General features: G+C 71.5%; 21 protein-coding genes. 3 read left to right on the top strand and 18 right to left on the bottom strand.

Annotated elements, in window-relative coordinates; genetic code table 11:
- Positions 1-6 precede the first annotated feature (6 nt).
- The gene (locus tag ABD374_RS28755) at positions 7-882 is read left to right on the top strand and encodes a GNAT family N-acetyltransferase (RefSeq protein WP_344499029.1); all 876 of its coding nucleotides are present in this window, start codon (positions 7-9) and stop codon (positions 880-882) included.
- On the opposite strand, the gene ABD374_RS28750 is transcribed toward ABD374_RS28755, so the two are convergent.
- Together ABD374_RS28750 and ABD374_RS28745 are read right to left on the bottom strand one after the other, a co-directional pair.
- Positions 877-3,195: a bifunctional salicylyl-CoA 5-hydroxylase/oxidoreductase gene (locus ABD374_RS28750; protein WP_344499028.1), complete on the bottom strand. Its 2,319-nt coding sequence runs from the start codon at positions 3,193-3,195 to the stop codon at positions 877-879. The two genes, ABD374_RS28755 and ABD374_RS28750, sit on opposite strands and share 6 nt — an antisense overlap.
- Positions 3,180-4,007, bottom strand: a complete 828-nt coding sequence (locus ABD374_RS28745) for an enoyl-CoA hydratase family protein (RefSeq protein ID WP_344499026.1) — start codon at positions 4,005-4,007, stop codon at positions 3,180-3,182. Before ABD374_RS28745 ends, ABD374_RS28750 begins: the two co-directional genes overlap by 16 nt.
- A gap of 225 nt (positions 4,008-4,232) precedes the next feature.
- Between ABD374_RS28745 and ABD374_RS28740 the strand changes: the two genes are divergently transcribed.
- Complete coding sequence (locus tag ABD374_RS28740) at positions 4,233-4,676, top strand: ATP-binding protein (protein WP_344499024.1); 444 nt, start codon at positions 4,233-4,235, stop codon at positions 4,674-4,676.
- On the opposite strand, the gene ABD374_RS28735 is transcribed toward ABD374_RS28740, so the two are convergent.
- The 16 genes from ABD374_RS28735 to ABD374_RS28660 form a co-directional block, all read right to left on the bottom strand.
- A complete protein-coding gene (locus ABD374_RS28735) occupies positions 4,642-6,060 on the bottom strand; it encodes an amino acid permease (RefSeq protein ID WP_344499022.1) in 1,419 nt (472 codons plus the stop codon). The two genes, ABD374_RS28740 and ABD374_RS28735, sit on opposite strands and share 35 nt — an antisense overlap.
- A gap of 120 nt (positions 6,061-6,180) precedes the next feature.
- Positions 6,181-7,188: an ornithine carbamoyltransferase gene (gene argF, locus ABD374_RS28730; RefSeq protein WP_344499020.1), complete on the bottom strand. Its 1,008-nt coding sequence runs from the start codon at positions 7,186-7,188 to the stop codon at positions 6,181-6,183.
- A gap of 62 nt (positions 7,189-7,250) precedes the next feature.
- On the bottom strand, positions 7,251-8,486 hold the full coding sequence (locus ABD374_RS28725; protein ID WP_344499018.1) for an arginine deiminase: 1,236 nt from the start codon (positions 8,484-8,486) through the stop codon (positions 7,251-7,253).
- Between the two features lie 198 nt (positions 8,487-8,684).
- Positions 8,685-11,243, bottom strand: a complete 2,559-nt coding sequence (locus ABD374_RS28720) for a polynucleotide kinase-phosphatase (protein WP_344499016.1) — start codon at positions 11,241-11,243, stop codon at positions 8,685-8,687.
- Complete coding sequence (locus ABD374_RS28715; RefSeq protein WP_344499014.1) at positions 11,240-12,745, bottom strand: 3' terminal RNA ribose 2'-O-methyltransferase Hen1; 1,506 nt, start codon at positions 12,743-12,745, stop codon at positions 11,240-11,242. The genes ABD374_RS28720 and ABD374_RS28715 overlap by 4 nt, the downstream gene beginning before the upstream one ends.
- Positions 12,746-12,786: 41 nt before the next feature.
- Positions 12,787-13,722, bottom strand: a complete 936-nt coding sequence (gene mmuM / locus ABD374_RS28710) for a homocysteine S-methyltransferase (RefSeq protein ID WP_344499012.1) — start codon at positions 13,720-13,722, stop codon at positions 12,787-12,789.
- Between the two features lie 32 nt (positions 13,723-13,754).
- Entirely contained in the window at positions 13,755-14,678 is a 924-nt protein-coding gene (locus tag ABD374_RS28705) for an LLM class F420-dependent oxidoreductase (protein WP_344499010.1), read from the bottom strand.
- Positions 14,679-14,781: 103 nt separating this feature from the next.
- Positions 14,782-15,309 carry a DUF6099 family protein gene (locus ABD374_RS28700; protein WP_344499008.1) on the bottom strand — a complete coding sequence of 176 codons (528 nt, stop codon included), beginning with the start codon at positions 15,307-15,309 and terminating at the stop codon, positions 14,782-14,784.
- Positions 15,310-15,449: 140 nt separating this feature from the next.
- Positions 15,450-15,800 carry a nucleotide pyrophosphohydrolase gene (locus ABD374_RS28695; RefSeq protein ID WP_344499006.1) on the bottom strand — a complete coding sequence of 117 codons (351 nt, stop codon included), beginning with the start codon at positions 15,798-15,800 and terminating at the stop codon, positions 15,450-15,452.
- The gene (locus ABD374_RS28690; RefSeq protein ID WP_344499004.1) at positions 15,797-16,957 is read right to left on the bottom strand and encodes an AAA family ATPase; all 1,161 of its coding nucleotides are present in this window, start codon (positions 16,955-16,957) and stop codon (positions 15,797-15,799) included. Before ABD374_RS28690 ends, ABD374_RS28695 begins: the two co-directional genes overlap by 4 nt.
- A 56-nt stretch (positions 16,958-17,013) precedes the next feature.
- Positions 17,014-17,403 (bottom strand): cell division protein SepF, encoded by a 390-nt coding sequence (locus ABD374_RS28685; protein WP_344499002.1) that lies wholly within the window; start codon positions 17,401-17,403, stop codon positions 17,014-17,016.
- Positions 17,404-17,597: 194 nt separating this feature from the next.
- On the bottom strand, positions 17,598-18,047 hold the full coding sequence (locus ABD374_RS28680; protein ID WP_344499000.1) for an SPW repeat domain-containing protein: 450 nt from the start codon (positions 18,045-18,047) through the stop codon (positions 17,598-17,600).
- 156 nt (positions 18,048-18,203) lie between these two features.
- Entirely contained in the window at positions 18,204-18,500 is a 297-nt protein-coding gene (locus ABD374_RS28675) for a hypothetical protein (protein ID WP_344498998.1), read from the bottom strand.
- A 108-nt stretch (positions 18,501-18,608) separates the two neighbouring features.
- On the bottom strand, positions 18,609-19,544 hold the full coding sequence (locus ABD374_RS28670) for a Rieske (2Fe-2S) protein (RefSeq protein ID WP_344499300.1): 936 nt from the start codon (positions 19,542-19,544) through the stop codon (positions 18,609-18,611).
- Between the two features lie 111 nt (positions 19,545-19,655).
- Positions 19,656-20,249, bottom strand: a complete 594-nt coding sequence (locus tag ABD374_RS28665; RefSeq protein ID WP_344498996.1) for a hemerythrin domain-containing protein — start codon at positions 20,247-20,249, stop codon at positions 19,656-19,658.
- Between the two features lie 13 nt (positions 20,250-20,262).
- A complete protein-coding gene (locus ABD374_RS28660) occupies positions 20,263-21,465 on the bottom strand; it encodes a hypothetical protein (protein WP_344498994.1) in 1,203 nt (400 codons plus the stop codon).
- Positions 21,466-21,839: 374 nt separating this feature from the next.
- On the opposite strand from ABD374_RS28660, the gene ctaD reads away from it, so the two are divergent.
- Positions 21,840-23,570: an aa3-type cytochrome oxidase subunit I gene (ctaD, locus tag ABD374_RS28655; RefSeq protein WP_344498992.1), complete on the top strand. Its 1,731-nt coding sequence runs from the start codon at positions 21,840-21,842 to the stop codon at positions 23,568-23,570.
- Positions 23,571-23,795 lie beyond the last annotated feature (225 nt).

The raw sequence follows: 23,795 nt of genomic DNA, 5'->3' as shown, positions 1-23,795 counted from the left end.
TGGGGCATGACCTGGACTTTCAGTGAAGACCTCGACGAGTACCTGACAGTCGCGGGCGCCACCGTCGCCGCCCGGCCGGCGGAGAACACGCTGCTGCTCACGGTCGCCGGGACACTGAGGCGGCGCGGCAGCGACGCGTACGGCGAAGGCACCCCCCGGTACGGCTGGTGGCGCGGCGCGGACGGCCGCGTGGACGGCGCGCTGCTGTGGACGCCGCCGTACGCGGTGCTGGTGGGGACCGTGCCGGCGGAGGCGGTGGCGCCGCCGGCCGGGGCGTGCGTGACGTTCGGCAGCCCGGCGGTCAGCGCGGAGCGGGGCACGGCCGGGGCGCTGGCGGCCGAATGGCGTCGTACCGGCGCGGAGGTCACCACCGTGGTGGAGCGACGGCTGTACCGGCTCGGGGTACTGACCCCGCCGGACCCTTCGCCGCCGGGCCGCGCGCGGGTGGCGACCACGGCCGACCGGGCGCTGCTGGTGGAGTGGGTCGACGCCTTCCGCCGGGAGACCGGCCAACCCGCGCCGGGCGCCGGCCGGGCGGTCGACGACCGCATCGCCTACGGCGGTCTGACCCTGTGGGAGCACGACGGCGTCCCCGTGTCGACGGCGGGCGTCTCACGGCCCGTGGCGGGCACGGTGCGTGTCGCGCCTGTCTATACGGCGCCCCAGTGGCGCGGGCGGGGGTACGCGGCGGCGGTCACGGCCGCGGCGAGCGGGGCGGTGCGGGGCGCGGGGGCGGGTGAGGTGCTCCTGTTCACGGACCTCGCGAACCCGACGAGCAACGGGGTGTACCGGCGGATCGGCTACCGGGCGGTGGCGGACCGGGTGGAGATCGCGATGGGGGGCCGGTCGCCTGCGGCGGGGCTTTCCCCGCCCGCCCTATGACAGCGTCAGCCTCGGCTTCGGCGCGTCCGTGCGCCCGGCCGGCGGGGTCCGGTTGCCCGCCCGGTACGGCGGGGGCCACGGCGCGCCCGGCCCCGTGTAGCCCTGCTCGGCCGCCGCGTGGAGCGTCCAGTGCGGGTCGTAGAGGTGCGGGCGCGCCAGCGCGCACAGGTCGGCGCGGCCCGCCAGCAGCAGGGAGTTGACGTCGTCCCAGGACGAGATCGCGCCGACCGCGACGACCGGCACGCCCAGGGTGTTGCGGATGCGGTCGGCGTACGGCGTCTGGTACGAACGGCCGTACTCGGGGGCTTCGTCGGGCACGACCTGCCCGGTCGAGACGTCGATCGCGTCGGCGCCGTGTGCGGCGAAGGCGCGGGCGATCTCCACCGCGTCCTCGCCCGTGGTGCCGCCGTGCGCCCAGTCGGTGGCGGAGATGCGGACCGTCATCGGCCGGTCGTCCGGCCAGACGGCCCGTACGGCGTCGAAGACCTCCAGGGGGAAGCGGAGGCGGCCGGCGAGGGAACCGCCGTACGCGTCGGTCCGCCGGTTGGTGAGGGGGGAGAGGAAGCCGGAGAGCAAGTAGCCGTGCGCGCAGTGCAGTTCGAGGAGGTCGAAACCGGCTTCGGCCGCCCGCACCGCCGCCGAGACGAACTGTTCCCGGACGGCGGCGAGTCCGGCCGGATCGAGTTCGCGCGGAACCTGGTTGACGCCCGCGCGGTACGGCAGCGGGGAGGCGGCGGACACGGGCCAGTTGCCGTCGTCCAGCGGCTGGTCGATGCCCTCCCACATCAGCCGCGTCGAGCCCTTGCGCCCCGAGTGGCCGAGCTGGACGCCGACAGCCGTGCCCGGTGACCGCCGGTGCACGAAGTCGGTGATCCGGCGCCAGGCGGCGGCCTGCCCGGGGGTGTAGAGGCCGGTGCAGCCCGGGGTGATGCGGCCCTGTGGGCTCACGCACACCATCTCGGTCATGACCAGGCCCGCTCCGCCCAGGGCCCGGGCGCCGAGGTGGACGAGGTGGAAGTCGCCGGGGACGCCGTCGGTCGCCGAGTACATGTCCATGGGCGACACCACGACCCGGTTGCGCAGGGTCAGACCGCGCAGCCGGAAGGGGGTGAACATCGGGGGTGTGCCGGGCGGGCAGCCGAAGTCGTCCTCGGCGGTCTCCGTGAAGGCCGGGTCGCGCAGCCGCAGGTTGTCGTGGGTGACGCGGCGGCTGCGGGTGAGCAGGTTGAAGGCGAACTGGTGGGGCGGCTGGCCGAGGTACGTGCCGAGTTCCTCGAACCAGCGCAGGCTGGCGGCGGCCGCGCGCTGCGTGGAGGCGACGACGGGGCGGCGCTCGCTCTCGTACGCCGCCAGGGCGGCCGGCAGGTCGGGCTGCTCCTCGACGCACGCGGCCAGCGCCAGGGCGTCCTCGACGGCGAGCTTGGTGCCCGAGCCGATGGAGAAGTGGGCGGTGTGGGCGGCGTCGCCGAGCAGGACCGTGTTGCCGTGGCTCCAGCGGTCGTTGACGACGGTGCGGAAGGCCGTCCAGGAGGAGGAGTTGGAGCGCAGGGGGCGGCCGCCGAGCGCTCCGGCGAAGAACGCGGCGCAGCGCTCCGTCGATTCGGCCTCGTCGCAGCGGTCGAGGCCGGCGGCCCGCCAGACCTCCTCGCGCATCTCGACGATGACGGTCGACGCGTTCTTCGCGTAGGGGTAGCCGTGGAGCTGCATGACGCCGTGTCCGGTCTCGGCGGTCTCGAAGCGGAAGGCGTCGAGGGCGAAGTCGGCGGCGAGCCAGATGTAGCGGCAGCGGTGGGTGGTGACGCGGGGTCCGAAGACATCGGCGTACGCCGCGCGGGTGCGGCTGTGCACCCCGTCCGCGGCGACCACCAGGTCGTACGCCGCGGAGAGTTCGGCGGCGGGCGGCGCCTCCTCGCGGACGCGCAGAACGACACCGAGGCAGCGGCAGCGCTCGTGCAGGATCTCCAGGAGCCGGCGGCGGCCGAGGGCGGCGAAACCGTGGCCGCCGGAGGTCAGGGTCCGGCCGCGGTGGACGATGTCGATGCCGTCCCACCGTACGAACTCCTCCTGGAGCGCGCGGTGGACCACGGGGTCGGCGTGCGCGATGCCGCCCAGCGTCTCGTCGGAGAGGACGACGCCGAAGCCGAAGGTGTCGTCGGGGGCGCCCCGCTCCCAGACGGTGACCTCGCGTGCGGGACCGAGCCGCTTGAGGAGGGCGGCGGCGTAGAGCCCGCCGGGGCCGCCGCCGACGACCGCGACGCGCAGGGCCCGCGGTGGGGGGGCGCCGGCCGCCGGCACCGCTAACGCCCCTGCCACTTCGGGGGACGCTTCTCGGTGAACGCCGCGTGGAACTCGGCGTAGTCCGCGCCGTTCATCAGCAGCGCCTGGGTGGCGGCGTCCAGCTCGACGGCGGCGGCGAGCGGCATGTCGAGCTCGGTGGTGAGCAGCGCCTTGGTCTGCGCGTGCGCCAGGGCCGGGCCGTCGGCGAGGCGCCGGGCCAGTTCGGCGGCGCGGGTGTCCGCCTGGCCCTCGTCCGTCATCTCGCTGATCAGGCCGATCCGCTCCGCCTCGGAGGCGCGCACCGGCTCGCCGAGCATCAGCAGCCTGGTGGCGTGCCCGAGCCCGACGACACGCGGCAGCAGGTACGCCGCGCCCATGTCGCCGCCCGAGAGGCCGACCCTGGTGAAGAGGAAGGCGAAGCGGGCGGAGGGGTCGGCGATCCGGAAGTCCGCGGCGAGGGCGAGGACGGCGCCGGCGCCCGCCGCCACTCCGTGCACGGCGGCGATCACCGGGAAGGGGCATTCGCGCAGCGCCCGTACGACCTGGCCGGTCATCCGGTTGAAGTCGAGGAGCTGGGCGGTGTCCATGGAGAGCGTGGCACCGATGATCTCGTCGACGTCGCCGCCCGAGCAGAAGCCGCGGCCCTCGCCGCCGAGGACCAGGGCGCGCACGGCGCGCTCGCGGGACAGCTCGGCGAGGAGGTCGCGCAGATCGGCGTACGCGCCGAAGGTGAGCGCGTTGAGTTTCTCGGGCCGGGCGAGGGTGACGGTGGCGACGGCGTCCTCGACGGTCAGCCGCAGATGGCGCCACTGCTCCGTGCGGGGAGCTGAGCTGGGAAAGGGGCTCATGGGGCGGGGCTCCTTCGACCGGCGGCCTGCTGGTGCCTGCCACTCGAAGGTATCACCTGTCCGTGACTACCGTCACGAGTACGCGATAACACAGGCGGGGCCAATGCCCTGTCCGGCGGAGGCGAAGGTCCCGCGCCCGGTGGCCGGGCAGCACTGCACACCACGTCCTTGAAGTCCGTATGGTTGAACAACCGACTGTTTGCTCCCCGGAAGGGGCCTTACGCCGTGCTGGAAACCGCACGTCCCGCCACCTGGCGCGTCACGCTGCCGCACACCACCGCCGCGGTGCCGATCGCGCGCGCCCTGATCCGTACGGCCCTCTCGGACACCTCGGTGCCCGAAGCCACGGCCGAGACCACCGACACGGCAGAGCTGCTCACCGCCGAACTCGTCGCCAACGCCGTGGAGCACACGAGCGGGGAGCAGCCCATAGAGCTGGTGGTGGAGCTGCTGCCGACCGGCTGCCAGGTCGAGGTGCACGACCGCGACCCGGGGCCGCCGGGCGATCTGGACCCGGCGGCGGACCTGCGGCCGCCCGACCCCTGGCAGGAGCACGGCCGCGGGCTGCTGCTCATCCGCATGCTCAGCTCGGCCTGCGGGCACCGCCGCACCGAGCACGGCAAGGCCGTCTGGTTCACGCTTCCCGCGCTGCCCGCTCCCGTGTACTGACGACGAGACGGGAGTGGCGGCGGCCGTAGAGGGCGTACACCAGGGCGCCGGCCACCAGGAACACCGCGAACTGGACCCAGGTGGTCCAGCCGGTCCCGTACATCAGATAGAGGCAGAAGGCCACGCCCAGCACCGGGCTCACCGGGTACAGGGGGACCCGGAAGGAGCGGCGCAGGTCCGGGTTGCGGCGGCGCAGCGCGATGACGGCGACGTTCACCACGGCCATGACCGCCAGGGTGCCGATGGTCGTCAGGTTGATCACGACGTCGAGCGGCACGACGGCGGCCGGCACCGCGAAGACCGCGGCGACGATCCAGGTGTTGGCGACGGGCGTCGAGGTCTTCGGCGAGACGTGCTCGAAGACGCGCGGGACGAGGCCGTCGCGGGACATCGACATCAGGACGCGGGTCTGCCCGTACATCACGGCGAGTACGACGGACGCGATGGCGACGACCGCGCCGAAGGCGATGACGCCGCCGCCGAGCGTCGAGTCCGTGACCCGGTTGACGATGAGCGAGAGCGCGGCGGGCTGCGACGCGACGTCGGCGGCGGACATCGCGCCGATGGCGGCGACCGCCACCAGGCAGTACAGCAGCGTGACGACACCGAGGCAGATCATGATCGCCAGCGGGACGTTCCTGCGCGGGTCCTTGACCTCTTCGCCTGCCGTGGTGATCGCGTCGAAGCCGATGTACGAGAAGAAGGCGAGCGAGGCCCCCGAGGTGATGCCCGCCAGGCCGTGCGTGGCGAACGGCGAGAGGTTGTCGGAGGTGAAGGCCGTGAACGCGACGGCGCAGAAGAGGATCAGTACGGCGATCTTCACGACGGCCATGACGGCGGTGGCGCGGGCGCTCTCCCGGACGCCGCGCACCAGCAGCAGCGCGGCGAGCAGTATCACGACGACGGCGGGGATGTTCACGACGCCCCCGTCGCCGGGCGGGCTGGAGAGCGCGGCGGGCAGCTGCCGTCCGACGAGGCTGTTGAGGAGCTCGTTGAGGTACTGGCCCCAGCCGACGGCGACGGCGGAGACGGACACGCCGTATTCGAGCAGCAGGCACCAGCCGGTGAGGAAGGCGACGCGCTCGCCGAGGGTGGCGTAGGCGAAGGAGTACGAGCTGCCGGAGACCGGGATCGCGCCGCCGAGCTCGGCGAACGAGAAGGCGGTGAAGACGCAGGTGATCGCGGCGAGGGCGAAGGAGACGACGACGGCGGGGCCCGCTTCGGCGACGCTGTCGGAGAGGCCGACGAAGATGCCGGTGCCGACGATGGCGCCGACGCCGAAGCACACGAGCTGGAAGAGCCCCATGGTGCGCTTGAGGCCGTGACCCTCAAGGTCCGCGCCCGATTCGGCGACGAGCTGGTCGGGGGACTTGATGCGCTGCATGGGGGTGGTTCTCTTCTCTTGCGCTCACAACGAAATGGGGTCCGAGCGTGCGAGCTCGGACCCCACCAATCGGCGACATACCGGCCGCCACCGCGCATGTTCACCCAAAAAGGCGTATAGCTATTCCGGGCCGGACATGGTAGCGACGAGCACGGCCTTGATCGTGTGCATACGGTTCTCGGCCTCGTCGAAGACGACCGAGTGCGCCGACTCGAAGACCTCGTCGGTGACTTCGAGCTCGGTCAGGCCGTACTGCGCGTGAATGTCGCGGCCGACCTTGGTGCCGAGGTCGTGGAAGGCCGGCAGGCAGTGCAGGAACTTCACGTCCGGGTTGCCGGTGGCGCGCAGTACGTCCATGGTCACGGCGTACGGGGAGAGGGCCTCGATCCGCTCGGCCCAGACCTCCTTGGGCTCCCCCATCGACACCCAGACGTCGGTGGCGACGAAGTCGGCGCCCCGCACCCCCTCGGCGACGTCCTCGGTGAGGGTGACGCGGGCGCCGCTCAGCTCGGCGGCCTTGCGGGCCCGGGCGACGATGTCGTCGGCCGGCCAGTAGGCCCTGGGCGCGACGATGCGTACGTCCATGCCGAGCAGGGCGCCGGTGACCAGGTAGGAGTTGCCCATGTTGAAGCGGGCGTCCCCCAGGTAGGCGAAGGCGGTCCGCTCCAGGGGCTTGGCGCAGTGCTCGGTCATGGTGAGCACGTCGGCGAGCATCTGGGTGGGGTGCCAGTCGTCGGTGAGCCCGTTGAAGACGGGGACGCCGGCGTACGCCGCCAGCTCCTCGACGGCGGCCTGGCTGTCCCCGCGGTACTCGATGCCGTCGAACATCCGGCCCAGCACGCGCGCCGTGTCCTTGACCGACTCCTTGTGCCCGATCTGGGAGCCGGAGGGGTCGAGGTACGTCGTCGACGCGCCCTGGTCGGCGGCGGCGACCTCGAACGCGCAACGGGTGCGGGTGGAGGTCTTCTCGAAGATCAGCGCGATGTTCCTGCCGCGCAGCCGCGGCACCTCGGTGCCCGCCTTCTTGGCCGCCTTGAGCTCGGCGGCGAGGTCGATCAGGCCGCGGAACTCCTCCGCGGTGAAGTCCAGCTCCTTGAGGAGGTGGCGGCCTGCGAGGTCTGTCGCCATGGTGGCTGCTCCTGAGTCGGGTCCCCCGTGCGGAGGGATGGAAGTCTATACGAATGAACGCATCACCATACAGCGTCGCGTTCGACCGGGCAGCTCATGCACCGGGGGCCTCCCCGCCCCCTGCCCAGCTCGTTGCCCTTGATCTCGATGACCTCGATGCCCTGCTTGCGCAGATGGGTGTTGGTGGTGACGTTGCGCTCGTACGCCACGACCACACCCGGCTCGACCGCCAGCACGTTGCAGCCGTCGTCCCACTGCTCGCGCTCCGCCGCGTGCACGTCCTGGGTGGCGGTCAGCACCCGGACGGAGTCCAGGCCGAGGGCTGCGGCTATGGCGCGGTGCATGTGCTCGGGCGGATGGTCGGTGACCTTCAGCTCACGCTCGCCGTCCCCCGGTTCGATGGTGTACGAACGGAGCATGCCGAGCCCGGCGTACTGGGTGAAGGTGTCGCCGTCGACCATCGTCATCACCGTGTCGAGGTGCATGAACGCCCGGCTCTTGGGCATGTCGAGCGCCACGATGGTGGTGGCGGAGCCCGCCTCGAAGAGCCCGCGGGCGAGCATCTCCACGGCCTGCGGGGTGGTGCGCTCGCTCATTCCGATCAGCACGGCGCCGTTGCCCAGGACCAGGACGTCACCGCCCTCGATGGTGGAGGGGTAGTCGTGCTGGCCCTCCGACCAGTGGTGGAAGTCCCCCGCCTCCGGACTCCTGAAGAGCGGGTGGTGCTTGTAGATCGCCTCGAAGTGGATGGTCTCGCGCTGCCGGGCCGGCCAGCGCATGGCGTTGATGGACACGCCGTCGTATATCCAGGCGGAGGTGTCCCGGGTGAAGAGATGGTTCGGCAGCGGCTGGATCAGGAAGTCGTCCAGGTCCATGACGTGGAAGCGGACCGAGGTCGGCTCGGGGTGGCGCGCCAGGAACTCCCGCTTCGTCATGCCGCCGACGAGCGCCTCGACCAGATCGGTCACGGGCAGGTCGTCGAACGCCTCGCGCAGGTGGCCGGTGGCGAGCGGCCCGTACTCCTTCTCGTCGAAGACCCGGTCCAGGACGAGGTTCCTGGCCGCCGGGACCTCCAGCGACTCGCGCAGCAGATCACCGAAGAGGTGCACCACGACGCCCCGGTCGCGCAGGACGTCGGCGAATCCGTCGTGCTCCTGACGTGCGCGACGCACCCACAGGACGTCGTCGAAGAGCAACGCGTCCTTGTTGCTGGGGGTGAGGCGCTTCAGCTCCAGATCCGGTCGGTGGAGGATGACGCGGCGCAGCCGCCCGGTCTCGGAATCGACATGGAATCCCATCCCCCCATCCTGGCCGAGCGAGGCCGAGCGCGCGGCCCTACGGGCAAGTGCGGCCGTCCGGCGCGCCGTCACGGTGACGCCGCGCGGCCGCCGAAGGGGAGAAGGCCAGGTGCCCCGCGGGGACATGCCCGTGCGTCCGTGAGGACCGGCCGCCCCCGCGCGACAGGGATCCGCAGCGCGCGGGGGGGGGCTTTCAGGTCACAGCCGCGGGTCGACCGGCTCCGACTCCAGCGCCAGGACCGCGAACACCGCCTCGTGGACCCGCCACAGCGGCTCCCCCTCGGCCAGCCGGTCCAGCGCCTCCAGTCCCAGTGCGTACTCGCGCAGGGCGAGCGAGCGCTTGTGGCCCAGGAACCGGTTGCGCAGCTTGGCGAGCTGCTCCGGGCGGGTGTACTCGGGGCCGTAGATGATCCGCAGGTACTCGCGGCCGCGCACCTTGATGCCCGGCTGCACGAGCCGGTTCTTCCCGTCCCGTACGAGGGCCTCGACCGGCTTGACGACCATGCCCTCGCCGCCCCGGCCGGTCATCTCCAGCCACCAGTCGGTGCCCGACCGCACGGACTCCGGGTCGCCGGTGTCGACGATCAGCCTGCGGGTGGTCCGGAGCAGCGCGGTCGGGTCGTGCTCGACCAGCCGGTCCAGCCAGGCCAGCTGCTGGTCGTGCGGTACGCCCGCGAGCGAGCGGCCCTGGACGGCGAGCAGCTGGAACGGCGCGAGCCGCACGCCCTCCAGCCCTTCGGTGGGCCAGCAGTAGCGCCGGTACGCGTCGGTGAACGCGGCCGCGTCGGCGGCCCGTTCCCGCTGCGTCGCCAGCAGCCCGTCGACGTCGATCCCGCGGGCAGCCGCCCCTTCGAGGGCCGCCAGGGCGCCGGGGAAGACGGCGCGCGACGCGGCGCCCACGGCGGCGTACTGGTGGCGCAGCAGTCCCGACGCCTTGAGCGACCAGGGCATCAGCTCGGCGTCGAGCAGCAGCCAGTCGGTCCGGAGTTCGTCCCAGAGACCGGCCTCGGTGACGGCGGTGCGCAGCCGGTGGACGATCAGCTCGGTGAGGGTCGCGCCCGCGGTGGAGCCGCTGACGGACTCTGCGAAGAAGGGGCGGCCGGTACGGGTGTGGATGACGCCGGTCGGGCCGTCCACACCGAACCGCTCGCGCGCCACACCCGCGTCCCGGCAGACCAGCGCCACCGCCCGGGAGCCCATGTGCTTCTCCTCGCACACGACCCGCGCGACACCGTCCGCCCGGTACGTGGCGAAGGCCTCGGCGGGGTGCTCCAGGTAGCCGTCCACCGCAGACGTGCCGGTCGGGGACATCGTCGGCGGCAGGTAGGCGAGCAGGCGCGGGTCGACGGCGAAGCGGCTCATGACTTCGAGCGCGGCGGCCGCGTTCTCCTCGCGTACGGCGACCCGGCCCATGTGGCGCGTCTCGACGACCCGGCGGCCGTGCACGTCGGCGAGGTCCAGCGGACGGCCGTCATGGCCGCCGGGCGCCTCCGTGGTGAGCGGCCTGGCCGGCTCGTACCAGACCTTCTCGGCCGGTACGTCGACGAGTTCGCGCTCCGGCCAGCGCAGCGCCGTCATCTTCCCGCCGAAGACGGCGCCGGTGTCCAGGCAGATGGTGTTGTTGATCCAGGACGTGTTCGGGACGGGTGTGTGTCCGTAGACGACAGCGGCGCGGCCGCGGTAGTCCTCGGCCCACGGGTAGCGCACGGGCAGGCCGAACTCGTCGGTCTCGCCGGTCGTGTCGCCGTACAGCGCGTGCGAGCGGACCCGGCCGGAGGTGCGGCCGTGGTACTTCTCGGGCAGCCCGGCGTGGCACACGACGAGGTTGCCGCCGTCGAGGACATAGTGGCTGACGAGCCCGTCGATGAACTCCCGCACCTGCTCCTTGAAGCCCTCGTCCTCCTTCTCCAGCTGCTCGATGGTCTCGGCGAGCCCGTGCGTGTGCTGGACGTTCCTGCCCTTGAGGTAACGGCCGAGCTTGTTCTCGTGGTTCCCGGGCACGCACAGCGCGTCGCCGGAGGCGACCATGCCCATCACCCGGCGCAGCACGCCGGGGCTGTCGGGGCCGCGGTCGACGAGGTCGCCGACGAAGACGGCCGTACGTCCTTCGGGGTGCGACCCGTCGACGTAACCGAGCCTGCCCAGCAGGGTCTCCAGCTCGGAGCGGCAGCCGTGGATGTCACCGATGATGTCGAAGGGGCCGGTGAGGTGGGTGAGGTCGTTGTAGCGGCGCTCCAGCACGACTTCGGCGGCGTCGACCTCCTCCACGCTGCACAGGACGTGCACCTTGCGGAAGCCCTCGCGCTCCAGGCTCCGCAGCGAACGGCGCAGCTCGCGCCGGTGCCGCTGGATGACGTGGCGGGGCATGCCGGCCCGGTCGGGGCGTACGGCGTTGCGCCCGGCGCACACCTCCTCCGGCAGGTCGAGGACGATCGCGATCGGCAGTACGTCGTACTTCCTGGCCAGCTGGACGAGCTGCTTGCGGCTCTCCTGCTGCACGTTGGTCGCGTCGACGACGGTCAGCCGGCCGGCCTCCAGGCGCTTGCCCGCGATGTAGTGCAGGACGTCGAACGCGTCACGGCTCGCGCTCTGGTCGTTCTCGTCGTCGGCGACCAGACCGCGGCAGAAGTCGGAGGAGACGACCTCGGTGGGCTTGAAGTGCCGGTGCGCGAACGTGGACTTGCCGGATCCGGTGGCACCGACCAGGACCACGAGGGACAGGTCGGTGACGGGCAGCGTGCGGGTGGTGGTGCTCATGCGGCTTCCGCCTCCTTCTCGTCCTTCTTTTCCTTGTCATCCCGCTTGTCCTGCTTGTCCTGCCCGGTCATGGTGAACACGGCCATCTGGGTGGGCGGTCCGACCTCGGGGGCCTCGGCTCCGACGGGCACGAACTCGACGCCGTACCCGTGCCGCCGGGCCACGCGCTCCGCCCACGCGCGGAACTCCGCGCGCGTCCACTCGAAGCGGTGGTCCGCGTGGCGCGCGTGCCCGGCGGGCAGCGTCTCCCAGCGCACGTTGTACTCGACGTTCGGCGTGGTCACGAGCACGGTCCGCGGACGCGCCGAGCCGAACACGGCGTACTCCAGGGCCGGCAGCCGCGGCAGGTCGAGGTGCTCGACGACCTCGCTGAGCACGGCGGCGTCGTACCCCTTGAGCCGCTTGTCGGTGTACGTGAGAGAGCCCTGCATCAGCTTCACGCGCCCGGCCTGCCGCTCGCCCATGCGGTCCAGCTTCAGCCGCCGCGAGGCGATGGCCAGCGCGCGCATGGACACGTCCACCCCCACGATCTCGGTGAACTTCACGTCCTTGAGCAGCGCCTGCACCAACTGGCCCTGCCCGCAGCCGAGGTCGAGCACCCGGCTCGCCCCGGCCGCGCCCAGCGCCCGGAGGATCGCGTCGCGCCGCTGCACGGCGAGCGGCACCGGCCTGTCCTCCGTGTCGGTCGTCTCGTCGACGGCGTTGTCTATCTCCTCGGCCTCCAGGTCGTCGGCCTCGGCGAGGCGCACGAGTTCGAGACGCTCCATGGCCTGCCGGGTCAGCCCCCACCGGCGCGACAGGTACCGGCTGGTGATCAGCTTCTGTTCGGGGTGCTCGGCCAGCCAGCCCTCACCCGCCCGCAGCAGCTTGTCCACCTCGTCGGGCGCGACCCAGTAGTGCTTCGCGTCGTCCAGCACCGGCAGCAGGACGTACAGCTGGCGCAGGGCGTCGGCGAGGCGCAGCTCCCCCTCCAGCACGAGCTGCACGTACCGCGAGTCGCCCCACTGCGGGAACTGCTCGTCCAGCGCCACCGGCTCGGCCCGCACCGTCGTCCACCCCAGCGGGGCGAACAGCTTCGTCACCAGCTCGGCGCCGCCCCGCGCGGGCAGCGCGGGCACCTCGATGCGCAGCGGCAGCGGGGCCGCCGCACGCTCGGGGCGGGCGTTGCACACGCCGTGCAGGGCGGTCTTGAAGACCGTGCTCAGCGCGACGGCCAGCAGCGACGACGCCGCGTACGGCCGGTCGTTGACGTACTGCGCGAGCGCGGAGTCGGGCGAGCCGCCACGCCCCTTGCCCTTGCCGCGCCGCACCAGCGCCACCGGGTCCACCTCCAGCAGGAGCGCGGCCGTGCACCGCTCGGCGGACGCCTCGGGATAGAGGACGTGCGCCGTGCCGTGGGAAGTGGAGAACGTCTGCGCCTTGTCGGGGTGCTTGTGCAGCAGAAAACCGAGGTCGGTCGCGGGACGCTCCTGATTGCCGGTTGTACTGATCGTCAGGAACACACGTCCGAGTATCATCGGCCGAACCCGCTCCGACCACGGGTTTAAGCGTCCGGCCCGCCCGGCCCGCCCGCTCCGGCCACCCCGGCCAGCTCGGCGATCTCCGCGGGCCCGACCCGGCAGCAGCCGCCGACCAGCCGGGCCCCGGCCGCCCGCCACTCGCGCACCCGCGCCGGGTCGTACGTGCCCCCGCCGCGCCAGCGCCTGCCCCGCGCGTCCCACTGCTCGCCGCTGTTCGGGTAGACGACGACCGGCTTCCCGGTCACCGAGGCCGCGAGTTCCACCGCCGCGTCCGCGTCGCGCGGCTCGCAGCAGTTGACGCCCACGGCGATCACCTGGTCGTTGCCCGCCGCGAGGGCGAAGGCCGCGTCCAGCGGCTGGCCCGCCCGGGTCCGCCCGCCCGCAATGCTGTACGACAGCCAGACCGGCGTCCCGGACCCCTCGACGGCCCGCAGCAGCGCCTCGGCCTCGTCGGCGTCGGGCACCGTCTCCAGCGCCAGCGCATCGGGCGCCGCCGCGACGAGCGCTTCGACACGCGGCCGGTGGAAACGCTCCAGCTCCCGTACCGAGAGCCCGTACCGCCCCCGGTACTCGCTGCCGTCGGCGAGCATCGCCCCGTACGGGCCGACCGAGGCCGCCACCCAGATCTCCCGGTCCGCGGACTCCCCCGCCGCACGCGCCAGTCCGACGCTGCGTGCCAGCAGCTCCGCGGCCCCGGCCGGACCGATGCCCCGCCGGGCGAAACCCTCGAACGTCGCCTGGTAGCCGGCGGTGATCAGCACCTGCGCGCCCGCCCGCACGTACGCCGTGTGCGCCGCCGCGATCTGCTGCGGCCCGTCGGCGAGCAACCGGGCCGACCACAGCGCGTCGGACAGGTCGCAGCCCTGCGCCTCCAGCTGGTTGGACAGACCGCCGTCAAGGACGACGGCTCGCCGGGCAGCGGCGTCGAGCGCGGCGGCGAGCGGACGGACGGGCTTCACGGCGGGGCTCCTGAATCAGTCGGCCGCAGGGGTCAGTTCAGCTGGGACAGCACGTGCGAGGAGATCAGCTCCAGGTGTTCGAGGTCGTCCAGGTCCAGCATCTGGAGGTAGACCCGGGACGTTCCGATCGCGGCGTACTGCCCGATCTTGTCGACCACCTCGGCGGGCGAGCCGGCCAGTCCGTTCGCCTTGAGCTCCTCCACGTCCCGCCCGATGGCCGCCGCCCGGCGCGCCACCTCCGCGTCGTCCTTGCCGACGCACGCCACCAGCGCGTTGGAGTACACCAGGTCGTCCGCCCTGCGCCCGATCTTCTCGGCGGCCGCCCTGACCCGTCCGAACTGCCGCTCGCTGTCCTCCAGCGAGGCGAACGGGATGTTGAACTCGTCGGCGTACTGCGCGGCCAGCCGCGGCGTACGGACCGCGCCGTGCCCGCCGACCAGCACCGGCACCTTCGCCTGCGCGGGCTTGGGCAGCGCGGGCGAGTCCGTCAGCCGGTAGTACGTCCCGTCGTAGCTGAACGTCTTGCCGGCCTCCGTCGCCCACAGCCCGGTGACGATGGCCAGCTGCTCCTCCAGGCGGCCGAACTTCTCCTTCGGGAACGGGATGCCGTACGCCCGGTGCTCCTCCTCGAACCAGCCTGCTCCCAGCCCCAGTTCGACCCGGCCGCCCGACATCTGGTCGACCTGTGCGACCTGGATGGCCAGCACGCCCGGCAGCCGGAACGTCCCCGCGGTCATCAGCGTGCCGAGCCTGATCCGCTGGGTCTCGCGGGCGAGCCCGGCCAGCGTGATCCAGGCGTCGGTCGGCCCGGGGAGGCCGTCGCCCGGCCCCATGCGCAAGTAGTGGTCGGAGCGGTAGAAGGCGTCGAAGCCGAGGTCCTCGGTGGCCTTGGCCACGGTGAGCAGGGTGTCGTAGCTCGCCCCTTGCTGGGGCTCGGTGAAGATTCGAAGATCCATGCCTCCATCCTGCACCGCCCGGCCGCCGCCGACTCCACGTGCCGCCCCGGCCCGCGCCCGCCCCGCCGGACGAGTCCCCGTCGGCCGGGCGGGGCCGAACCGGTCACAGCGGCTCCGCCGCCGAGCCGCGAGCCGCGCCACGGAGTCTGTCCTCCTCCCGCACCGCGAGCCGGCGCAGTATCCCGCGCACCCGGTCGCTCGACTCGTCGGCGGCGTCGATGGCCTCGATGCACTGCCAGTAGAGCGCCTCCTCGTCCGTGGCACACGCGACCCCGACGAGCGCGATCCCCACCTCACCGAGCAGCCCGCCGAGCCGGACCAGCGCCGTCCGCGCGTCACCCACCTCGGAAAGCTGCGCGGCCCGCGGCCGCGCGTCCGGGGGCAGTCTGACGGCGTCCTCCGCCCCTCCCGCGTACAGCGTGGGGAGGTCGAGGACTCCGCAGCCCCGCCCGCCCGTCTCGCTCAGCCCGCGCGCCTCGCCCCTCAGCTCCGCCGGACCGGTCAGCGCCAGTTGACCGCCGACCGCCTGCGTCAGTGCCTGTGCCTGCCAGGCCTCCACCAGGATGTCCGGCGCCGACCGGCTCTGCGCGAGTGCGTACCGGCTCTGCCCGATGAGCCTCACCGCGTCCATGTGCCCGCCCCCGTCCCTGCCATGGCCCGCATCTTCCGCGCACCACTCTCCTGTCCACTACCCAGAGTGAAGGCGTGGGGCCCGGAAAGCCAGAGCTGTGGCGAAATCTGTGGACAGAATTGCGATTCTGGATAGATTCATCACTCCGGAGAGTGACGGTCCTTGATTTCCGGCACCGGAAAGCGCAGTTCGTTCCGGTCGATCTTCGCCGCCAGCGCCGCCAGCACATCGATCCCGAGCACCTCACTGAATTGCAGCAGGTACGCGAGGACATCGGCGACCTCGTCCGCCACCCGGTGCGCGGACCGCGGGTCCTCCATCACCCGCGCCGATTCCTCGGGCGTCAGCCACTGGAAGATCTCCAGCAGTTCGGACGCCTCCACGCTCAGCGCCGCCGCCAGGTTCTTCGGCGTGTGGTACGGCCCCCACCCCCGGGCCGCCGCGAATTCGGCCAGCCGCCGCTGCAGTCCCGCTACATCCAGTCCAGTCACGGCCCCAGGTCTACCACCGCCACTCCGTCCACTCCGCGCGCGTAGGAGGCGTCCGTGACCGTCCCCACCAGCCTGATGTGCCCCTCGGCGCAGACCGAGGCCGCCAGCGCCACCAGTTCCCGCACCTGCCGCTCGTCCATCGACCGGTCGAAGCCGTCCGCGAGGACCGTCAGCGCCTGCAGCGCCGCGGGCACCTCGGCGACGGTGTCCACGGCCAGCACCCCCGGCCCGGTCAGCAGCACGAGCGCGAGCGCCAGGTACCTCAGCTCGCCGTCCCCGAGCCGCCCCACGGGTGTGGCCCACGGGCCGCCCCGGCCCACCAGCGCCCGTACCCTCCCGTCCGCGAGCTCCTCCACGGCCAGCGCCTCCACCGGCCCCGGGCACCCCGATCGCACCGTCGCGGCCAGCCGCGCGTGACGCTTCGCGCACTGCTGGTGGGTGCGCCACAGCACCTCCGCGAGGTTGTCGCAGCCGCGCCGCAGCCGGGCATCGCCCCGCGCCACCGGCTCCCGCATGCGCGCGGGCTGCGGGTCGCACGCGAACACCGACCGCAGCCCGAGAACCACCTGCTCCGCGGCGGCCAGCACCCGCAGCTGCCCCGCCGTCTTGCCGGCCACCCGCAGCGGCAGCAGCGCCGTACCCAGCCGGTCGCCGGGCAGCGGCGCCCGTGTCACCGGAGCCGTGCCCGCCGTGTACCAGGCCGCCTGCACCGTGCTGCGCCCCGGATCGCGCAGCGCGGTGGTCAGCAGCGTCTGCCCGTCGCAGGTCAGCCGCTCGCCGACGACGCGCAGCTCGGGTTCGGCCTGTACGGCGAGATCGAGGCGGACGGGGCCCGCGGGCCCCTCCACGGTGCAGCCGATCCTGAAACCCCGCCGCCCCTGGGCGTCGGGTCCCGTCCGTTCCGGCACGCACCCCGCCGGATCCCGGAACACCTCGTCCAGCGCGGCGCCCCCGCCGAGGCGGGCCAGCGCGCCGTACACCTCCAGGACGCTCGACTTGCCGCTGCCGCTGGCACCCGTGAACAGGGTCACCGGGCCGAGCGGGAAGGTCGCGCCGCGGTGCGACCTGAAGGCCGAGAGGCGCAGTTCGGTGACCGTGGGGACGCCACGGTCGTCGGCCGGAGGTCGGGGGCGCTGCCCCGGGGAGAGCACAGTCATGGCCGGGACGGTACGCAGTCCCGGCCATGACGAACCGTTACCTCTGACGGACGTTCCTACCTTTGGGGGACTGCTGCCGCCTCGGCCCCCTCGACCTCCATGCCGGCCGGCGACAGCAGGAAGACGTTCCGGTCGACCCGGTGCATGCCGCTGCCGAGCCCGAAGACCACACCGCTGCTGAAGTCGAGGATGCGTTTGGCCACATCGGTGTCCGCCGCGGTCAGGTCCAGGAGCACCGGTACCTGCGCGATCAGGTACTCCGCGACCTCACGGGCGTCGGAGAACACCTGCACCCGCAGCACGATCATCCGCCGGTTCTCGACGGCCTCCTGCTCCTGCGGCATCGTGCGGTGATCGACCCTGGAGGGCCACTCGTTCCTGCTGCGCAGCGGCACTACCTGAGCGAGCCCGGCCCACTGTTCGTCGGTGACGTCGTACCTGCTCACCGGACCACTCCGCTCACGTGCTGTGTCTGCATCGGGCCATCTTCCCGCGACTCACCCGTTCGGCCCAACAACGACACGGACCGGATGACGGGACTCACACCGGCGGGACGGTTTCCCGTACGGCTCCCCGTACGGAGACCAGCGCGCGAGCGGCAGCCCGGCCCGCCGGCTCCGGCCCGTTCACTCCGGCCGGTTCACTCCTGCCGGTCCTCGGCTCTCCTGGACGCGCGCAGGAGCAGCAGCGACGCGACGGCCACCACCACCAGGACGATGCCGGCGGCCACGTCGAAGACCTGTGCGCCGTCGAAGACCACGGTGTTCTGCAGGCTCAGCACCCACGGTGATGCGATCAGCCAGGCCCCCGCCACCAGGACGACCAGGTCGGACCACATTCCGAAGTGCCACTTGAACCGCATCAGGGCGACGAAGAACACGATCAGCCCCACGGCCAGCTCGTTGCGGTGGATGTCCTTGGCCGAGTCGGGCAGGCCGACGACCCAGGGGGCGACGAACAGGGCGATGCTGACCAGTACCGTCAGCAGCCCGAGGAGCTGTTCGCGCTGGTCCCGCCGGAGAGAGCTCTTGGTGCCGGGCGGCACGGACGCGCGCGAAGACGTCGAAGACATGGGGTTCCCAGCGTTCATGGTCCACTCCTCGTATCGGCCGGAGAACCGGAGAGGCCGTCCGTACCGCCCCGGCCGGCGGGGGACGGCGCCGGAGCGGGGCCCTGCGGTTCCGGCCGCCCCCGGTCCGTGGCGGTTCCGGCCGCCCCCGGTCCGTGCCGCCGCGGAGCGGCGTCGTCATTGCTGCGAGGTCCGGTACGGCGGGCGGGGGACGGTGGCGGCGGCCCCCGCCCGCACCGCTGCCACCACGGCGTCGTGCAGGATCCGGCTGTCGGTCTCCGAAGGACAGGGTGTGGGACTGCCCGACATGGTGAACCAGTCGGACGATCCGCTGTACTGGACAGCGATACGCGCCTCCCCGCCTGCCCACGTGGTGTGCACGGTGAGGTCGCCCGTCAGGACGCCCGCCTCCTCGGTGAGCACCCCGCCACGGCCCGACAACACCCCGAGCGTTGTCCATGAAGCCCAGTCCATGTTCTCCAGCTTCACACCGGCGGCCCGTATCCGCGACCGACGACGGCGGCGGTACGCACCTGGTGCGGCGTACCGCCGCCGGCTCCCGCCCCGACCGCACCGCGCCGGTCAGCCCTCCCCGATGCCGCGGCCCGTACGGTGGCCGTTCCCCGGGCCCGCTTCCTCCAGGTCCAGATCCAGGTTCCGGACCCGTGCTTCCACGCGGCCGTCCACGATGCGCGTGTCGAACGCGGGCTGGGGGGCGGTCGCCGGGCCGCCGACGTTCCAGCCGTCGGACAGCCGGAAAGTACTGCCGTGCCAGGGGCACCGGACACATCCGTCGACGATCTCCCCCTCCGAGAGGGGTCCGGCCATGTGGCTGCACTGGTCGGCCAGGACGTGAACGGCCCCGCCGGCCTCGCGGACGACCATGACCGGCACCTCGTCCATGTGGCGCCGTACCGGCTTGCCCAGCGGAAGGCCGGCCAGTTCGCCCAGGCTGTGCCAGCCGGGTTTCACCAGGTGGGGGACCTGTTCGGCGTGGTTGGCACCGGATGCCTGGCGGTAGGCCATGTGGCCGCCCAGCGCCCCGCCGGCACCGACCAGGCACAGCCCGGCGAAGCCCAGGGCCTTCCCGCGGCCGTCACGGCCGCGGGAACGCGCGGCGAAGGAGCCGGCATAGAACGCGACCGCGCCGATGTTGGCCGCGGCGTGGACCAGACCCACGCGCATCTGCGGACGGCGCAGTTCCGCCCAGTCGGTCCAGCCCGCCACCGCCGCGGGCAGCGCGGTCATCAGGCCCACGCCCACCAGGGCGCGCGCCGCCCGGCGCTGCCCGGGCAACAGGTCCAGAACCGCCGCGGACATCCAGGTGCCGATGGGCACCTGGACCATCAGAGGATGCACCGGGTGCCCCAGCCAGCGCCCGTGCAGGGCGTCCCGGCCGCGCCCGAGCGGCACCGCACGCACTGCCCGCCGCAGGGCGTCGATCAGTCCGTCGGCTTCGGGCCGGCGCTCCAGGCGGTCCACGGCGGACAGAATGCGGCCGGGACCTTTCCTCGACATATCCATGAAACCCATGTAACCCGCGCGAACCCGACGGAAACGGACCGAGCGGGCGAGCAGGTCACAGGGGTGACCGGACCTCCTGGGAGCGGTGCACCGGTGAGGAACGGTTCAGCCGTCGTGCCCCATGGCCTTGCGAACGGCGTCCTTGGTGCGGTCCATCAGAGCGGCGACCGGACCGAGCGCCATGTTGGCCGCGCCGGACTGCACTCCGGGATGGGGCCGGGTGGGCGCCATCGCTTCGGCTGCCTTGACGCCCTTGGCCATGGAGGCGAGTCTGGCCGCGTCGGTGCTGCGCCGGATGTGGGTGAACTCGTAGCGTTCCTCGGCGCGCGCGTGCTCCTGGACGTCGGCCCGCAGGGCGATCAGCCGGGGCAGGAACTTCGGGTCGTCGGTGTCCATGTCGTCGAGCGCCGCGAGTGTCTCCTTGGCCTCCCGCTCTTCCCTCAGCCGGTCCTTGACGACCTGCTCACCGCCCGGGAGGTTGCGGCGGGCGAAGGGGTGGACCACTTCCTCCTCGGCGGTCTCGTGCACGGCGAGGAGACGTACCAGACGGCGGAAGGCGGCCTTGCGGGCGTCACCCGTCGACTGCTCGACCTCGTCGAAGAGATTGCGGATGTCTCCGTGCTGGCGCATGAGCAGCGCCACCACGTCGGTGTCGGCCGCGTGGTCGTCGCCGGCCTGCGGAGTGTGCGTCTCAGTCATGCCGAACCTTCCGTCAGCTGTTCTCTCGCATGGCGGGATCGGGGTGCTCGCCCTCGGTCTCCAGCCGGTACTCACGGCCGAACATGGCGTCGTGCTGGGTGATCACCTGCTCGCTGGGGGGCTGTTCGCCGCCGTGGATCTGCTCCTGCATCTGTTCGAAGCGCTCGTGCGCGTCGCGGACGTAGCCGGCGCCCAGGGTCGTCAGGTCCATCTGGGTGTCGAGCAGCTCGCGCAGGTACGCCTTGTTCGGCTCGAAGGTCAGGACGTTGGGCAGCTGCGGCGCGAGGATCTCCGCGGGATCGCGGCCGTCGTGGCGTCGCATGAGGTCGCAGGCGATGTGCAGGTGTTCGAGCTCCATGTTCAGGTGCAGCTCCCAGATCGCCTTCACCCTGGGGTCGCTCTCCTGCTCCATGAAGGAGTGGTAGAGGTAGCACTCGTTGTACTCGTGGTTGACGAGCTGCTCCCACCACGTCTCGCCCGGGTCGACGAGCGACTCGTAGTGGGTGACGTGCTCCTCCTCGATCAGCCCGATCTCCTGGTAGAGCTGACGGGCGATCGGCTCCATGTAGGTGGGACCGGTGTTCATGTAGAAGTTCATCGTCTGCTGCTCCGCCGACAGAACCGTCAGCGCGTGCAGCTTGGACAGGGGGTCGGTCCGGGTCCGGTCGTACGGGTCGCGGACGTTGTCCACCGGGTTCCTGTGGTGGTACTTGGTCGGGCGGCCCGGCATGACCTCCGTCAGGCCGTCGACGATCGACTCCGCCTTGCGGTGCTCGATCATCTCGTACAGGTTCGCGTACCGGTACAGGTGGTCGAAGTCCTCCAGTACGCCGAACTGGTAGGCCTGCTTGAGGTACGGGTCCGGCTCCATCCGCGCGATCCACGCCGTGAGGTCGACCGCGACCTGCTCATAGGCGATCGTCGTCTCCAGCACCGAAGACACCCCGGGGAGAAGCCAGTTCACGACTTTCTGTTGCTGTGCCTCGATGTAGCGGGTCCTCGCCAGCTGCCTCTTGATCTCCGGGTCGACGGTGTGACGAGCGAGCTGGTGGCTGAACATGATCGCCTCCACCTCGATCCCGTTCATGGTGATGATGCGGCACCGGGTGTACGGGTCGCAGTGGTCGGGGTCGATCGGCTCGACATTCAGCTCCCGCCAGTTCCTGAGCTGACGGTCCAGCGGGATACCGCGCTGCTCCAAAGGATTGAACGTCATCTGCGTCTCCTTGACGGACGTGACGGACCGGGTTCGAACTGCCGGAGTACCCCGATGAACCTTGTCCACACGGAGTACGGCAGAACGCTGGCCATGCTCCGGGCGCCTTGGGCCGCGCCCCGGCACCGCACGCCGGAGTCGGCGCACTCTCACCCGTCCGGGCCAGCCGCGTCGCGCGAATTCCCGTTCTCGGCGGGGCGGTCCTTCCTGGTTCAATTTCCGCACCGCTCAAGGTATTTGGGATATTAGATGTCTATTGTGAAACCTGGTTCGACTGCGCGCCGCTGCGGCGCGCAGTGCATAAAGTTTGGGATAGCGACGAGGGGGTACTTCGCCGCGCGACCTGCCCACGCATGAGCCCATAAAGGATTCGTATGGCCACCTCGACCGAGCCGGTCGCCCCTGTCCCCGTAGCAGGCCGCGGCGTCGGCCGTGTGGTGGTGAACTGGCTGACCACCACGGATCACAAGAAGATCGGGCATCTTTATCTGATCACATCGTTCATGTTCTTTCTCTTCGGCGGGCTGCTCGCCCTGGTGATGCGGGCCGAACTGGCCAGGCCGGGCATCCAGTTGATCTCGAACGAGCAGTACAACCAGGCATTCACCATGCACGGCACCGTGATGCTGCTCCTGTTCGCCACCCCGACCTTCGCCGGATTCGCCAACGCCATCATGCCGTTGCAGATCGGCTCGCCCGACGTGGCGTTCCCGCGGCTGAACATGCTGTCGTACTGGCTTTTCCTCTTCGGCGGGCTCATCGTGGTCGGAGGCCTTCTGACCTCGAACGGCACGGCCGACTTCGGGTGGACGGCCTACACCCCGCTCAGCCGCGCGGAACGCTCCCCCTCCGTCGGCGCCGACATGTGGATCATGGGGCTGGCGCTCTCCGGATTCGGCACGATCCTCGGTGCGGTCAACTTCATCACCACGATCATCTGCATGCGCGCCCCGGGCATGACGATGTTCCGCATGCCGCTGTTCACCTGGAACGTGCTGCTCACCTCCGTCCTGGTCCTGCTCGCCTTCCCGGTCCTCGCGGCCGCGCTGCTGGTCCTGGAGTCGGACCGCCGCTTCGGCTCCCACGTGTTCGCTCCCGAGAACGGCGGAACACTGCTGTGGCAGCACCTGTTCTGGTTCTTCGGGCATCCGGAGGTCTACGTCCTGGCGTTGCCGTTCTTCGGCGTGGTGACCGAGATCTTTCCGGTGTTCTCGCGCAAGCCGCTGTTCGGTTACATCGGACTGGTCGGCGCCACCATCGCCATCACCGGGCTCTCGCTGACCGTATGGGCGCACCACATGTTCGCCACCGGCGCGGTCCTGCTGCCGTTCTTCTCCTTCATGACGTTCCTCATCGCCGTTCCGACCGGTGTCAAGTTCTTCAACTGGATCGGCACGATGTGGAAAGGGTCCATCTCCTTCGAGACACCCATGCTGTGGGCTGTCGGCTTCCTCGTGACGTTCCTGTTCGGCGGGCTGACCGGCATCATCCTCGCCTCGCCGCCGATGGACTTCCACGTCACCGACTCGTACTTCGTCGTGGCTCATTTCCACTACGTGCTGTTCGGCACGATCGTTTTCGCGATGTTCGCCGGATTCCATTTCTGGTGGCCGAAAATGACCGGCACCATGCTCGACGAGCGCCTGGGGAAGATTCACTTCTGGACGCTCTTCGTCGGCTTCCACATGACGTTCCTCGTCCAGCACTGGCTGGGCGCGGAAGGCATGCCCCGCCGTTACGCCGACTATCTCGCCGCCGACGGGTTCACCGGGCTCAACACCCTGTCGTCGGTCGGTGCGTTCCTCCTGGGCCTGTCGACGCTGCCGTTCCTCTACAACGTCTGGAAGACCGCGAAGTACGGAAAGCGGATCGAAGTCGACGACCCCTGGGGGTACGGGCGTTCCCTGGAATGGGCGACTTCCTGCCCGCCGCCCCGCCACAACTTCCTCACGCTGCCGAAGATCCGCTCCGAATCTCCCGCCTTCGACCTGCACCATCCCGCTGTGGCCGCCATCGACCGGGTGGAGAACGAGGGCATTCGCGACGTGGCCGAACCCGGCGAAGGCGTGGCCTCGCCCCTGTCCGACCGCAAGAACGGGAAGTGACTCCGGGGAAGCTGCGTCTGCCCGGGGCATCCCCGGGGGCATCAAACGGGAAGCAGGACTCCCTCACCGGAAGCTTCATTCACCCCACACCCTGGGGGCGCCGCACGAGCGGCGCCCACGTCCCGCGCGCCGGTGGAGGCAGGGGGCGGCCCACGGGGCTGCCTGATGCCCCCGGCACCGGGCAGACACTGTTGGGAAATCGGGGGCTGAGCGTGACGTTGGGGC

This window comes from Streptomyces enissocaesilis, assembly GCF_039533765.1.
In the GTDB taxonomy this organism is placed as follows: Bacteria; Actinomycetota; Actinomycetes; order Streptomycetales; family Streptomycetaceae; genus Streptomyces; species Streptomyces enissocaesilis.
This window is presented reverse-complemented; position numbering and strand designations above follow the sequence as displayed.

Coding starts and splice junctions, on each gene's coding strand:
- ABD374_RS28755 (WP_344499029.1), top strand. CDS start 7: ATGACCTGGACTTTCAGTGAAGACCTCGACGAGTACCTGACAGTCGCG.
- ABD374_RS28745 (WP_344499026.1), bottom strand. CDS start 4,007: ATGAGCCCCTTTCCCAGCTCAGCTCCCCGCACGGAGCAGTGGCGCCAT.
- ABD374_RS28735 (WP_344499022.1), bottom strand. CDS start 6,060: ATGCAGCGCATCAAGTCCCCCGACCAGCTCGTCGCCGAATCGGGCGCG.
- argF (WP_344499020.1), bottom strand. CDS start 7,188: ATGGCGACAGACCTCGCAGGCCGCCACCTCCTCAAGGAGCTGGACTTC.
- ABD374_RS28725 (WP_344499018.1), bottom strand. CDS start 8,486: ATGGGATTCCATGTCGATTCCGAGACCGGGCGGCTGCGCCGCGTCATC.
- ABD374_RS28720 (WP_344499016.1), bottom strand. CDS start 11,243: ATGAGCACCACCACCCGCACGCTGCCCGTCACCGACCTGTCCCTCGTG.
- ABD374_RS28705 (WP_344499010.1), bottom strand. CDS start 14,678: ATGGATCTTCGAATCTTCACCGAGCCCCAGCAAGGGGCGAGCTACGAC.
- ABD374_RS28700 (WP_344499008.1), bottom strand. CDS start 15,309: ATGGACGCGGTGAGGCTCATCGGGCAGAGCCGGTACGCACTCGCGCAG.
- ABD374_RS28690 (WP_344499004.1), bottom strand. CDS start 16,957: ATGACTGTGCTCTCCCCGGGGCAGCGCCCCCGACCTCCGGCCGACGAC.
- ABD374_RS28680 (WP_344499000.1), bottom strand. CDS start 18,047: ATGAACGCTGGGAACCCCATGTCTTCGACGTCTTCGCGCGCGTCCGTG.
- ABD374_RS28675 (WP_344498998.1), bottom strand. CDS start 18,500: ATGGACTGGGCTTCATGGACAACGCTCGGGGTGTTGTCGGGCCGTGGC.
- ABD374_RS28670 (WP_344499300.1), bottom strand. CDS start 19,544: ATGTCGAGGAAAGGTCCCGGCCGCATTCTGTCCGCCGTGGACCGCCTG.
- ABD374_RS28665 (WP_344498996.1), bottom strand. CDS start 20,249: ATGACTGAGACGCACACTCCGCAGGCCGGCGACGACCACGCGGCCGAC.
- ABD374_RS28660 (WP_344498994.1), bottom strand. CDS start 21,465: ATGACGTTCAATCCTTTGGAGCAGCGCGGTATCCCGCTGGACCGTCAG.
- ctaD (WP_344498992.1), top strand. CDS start 21,840: ATGGCCACCTCGACCGAGCCGGTCGCCCCTGTCCCCGTAGCAGGCCGC.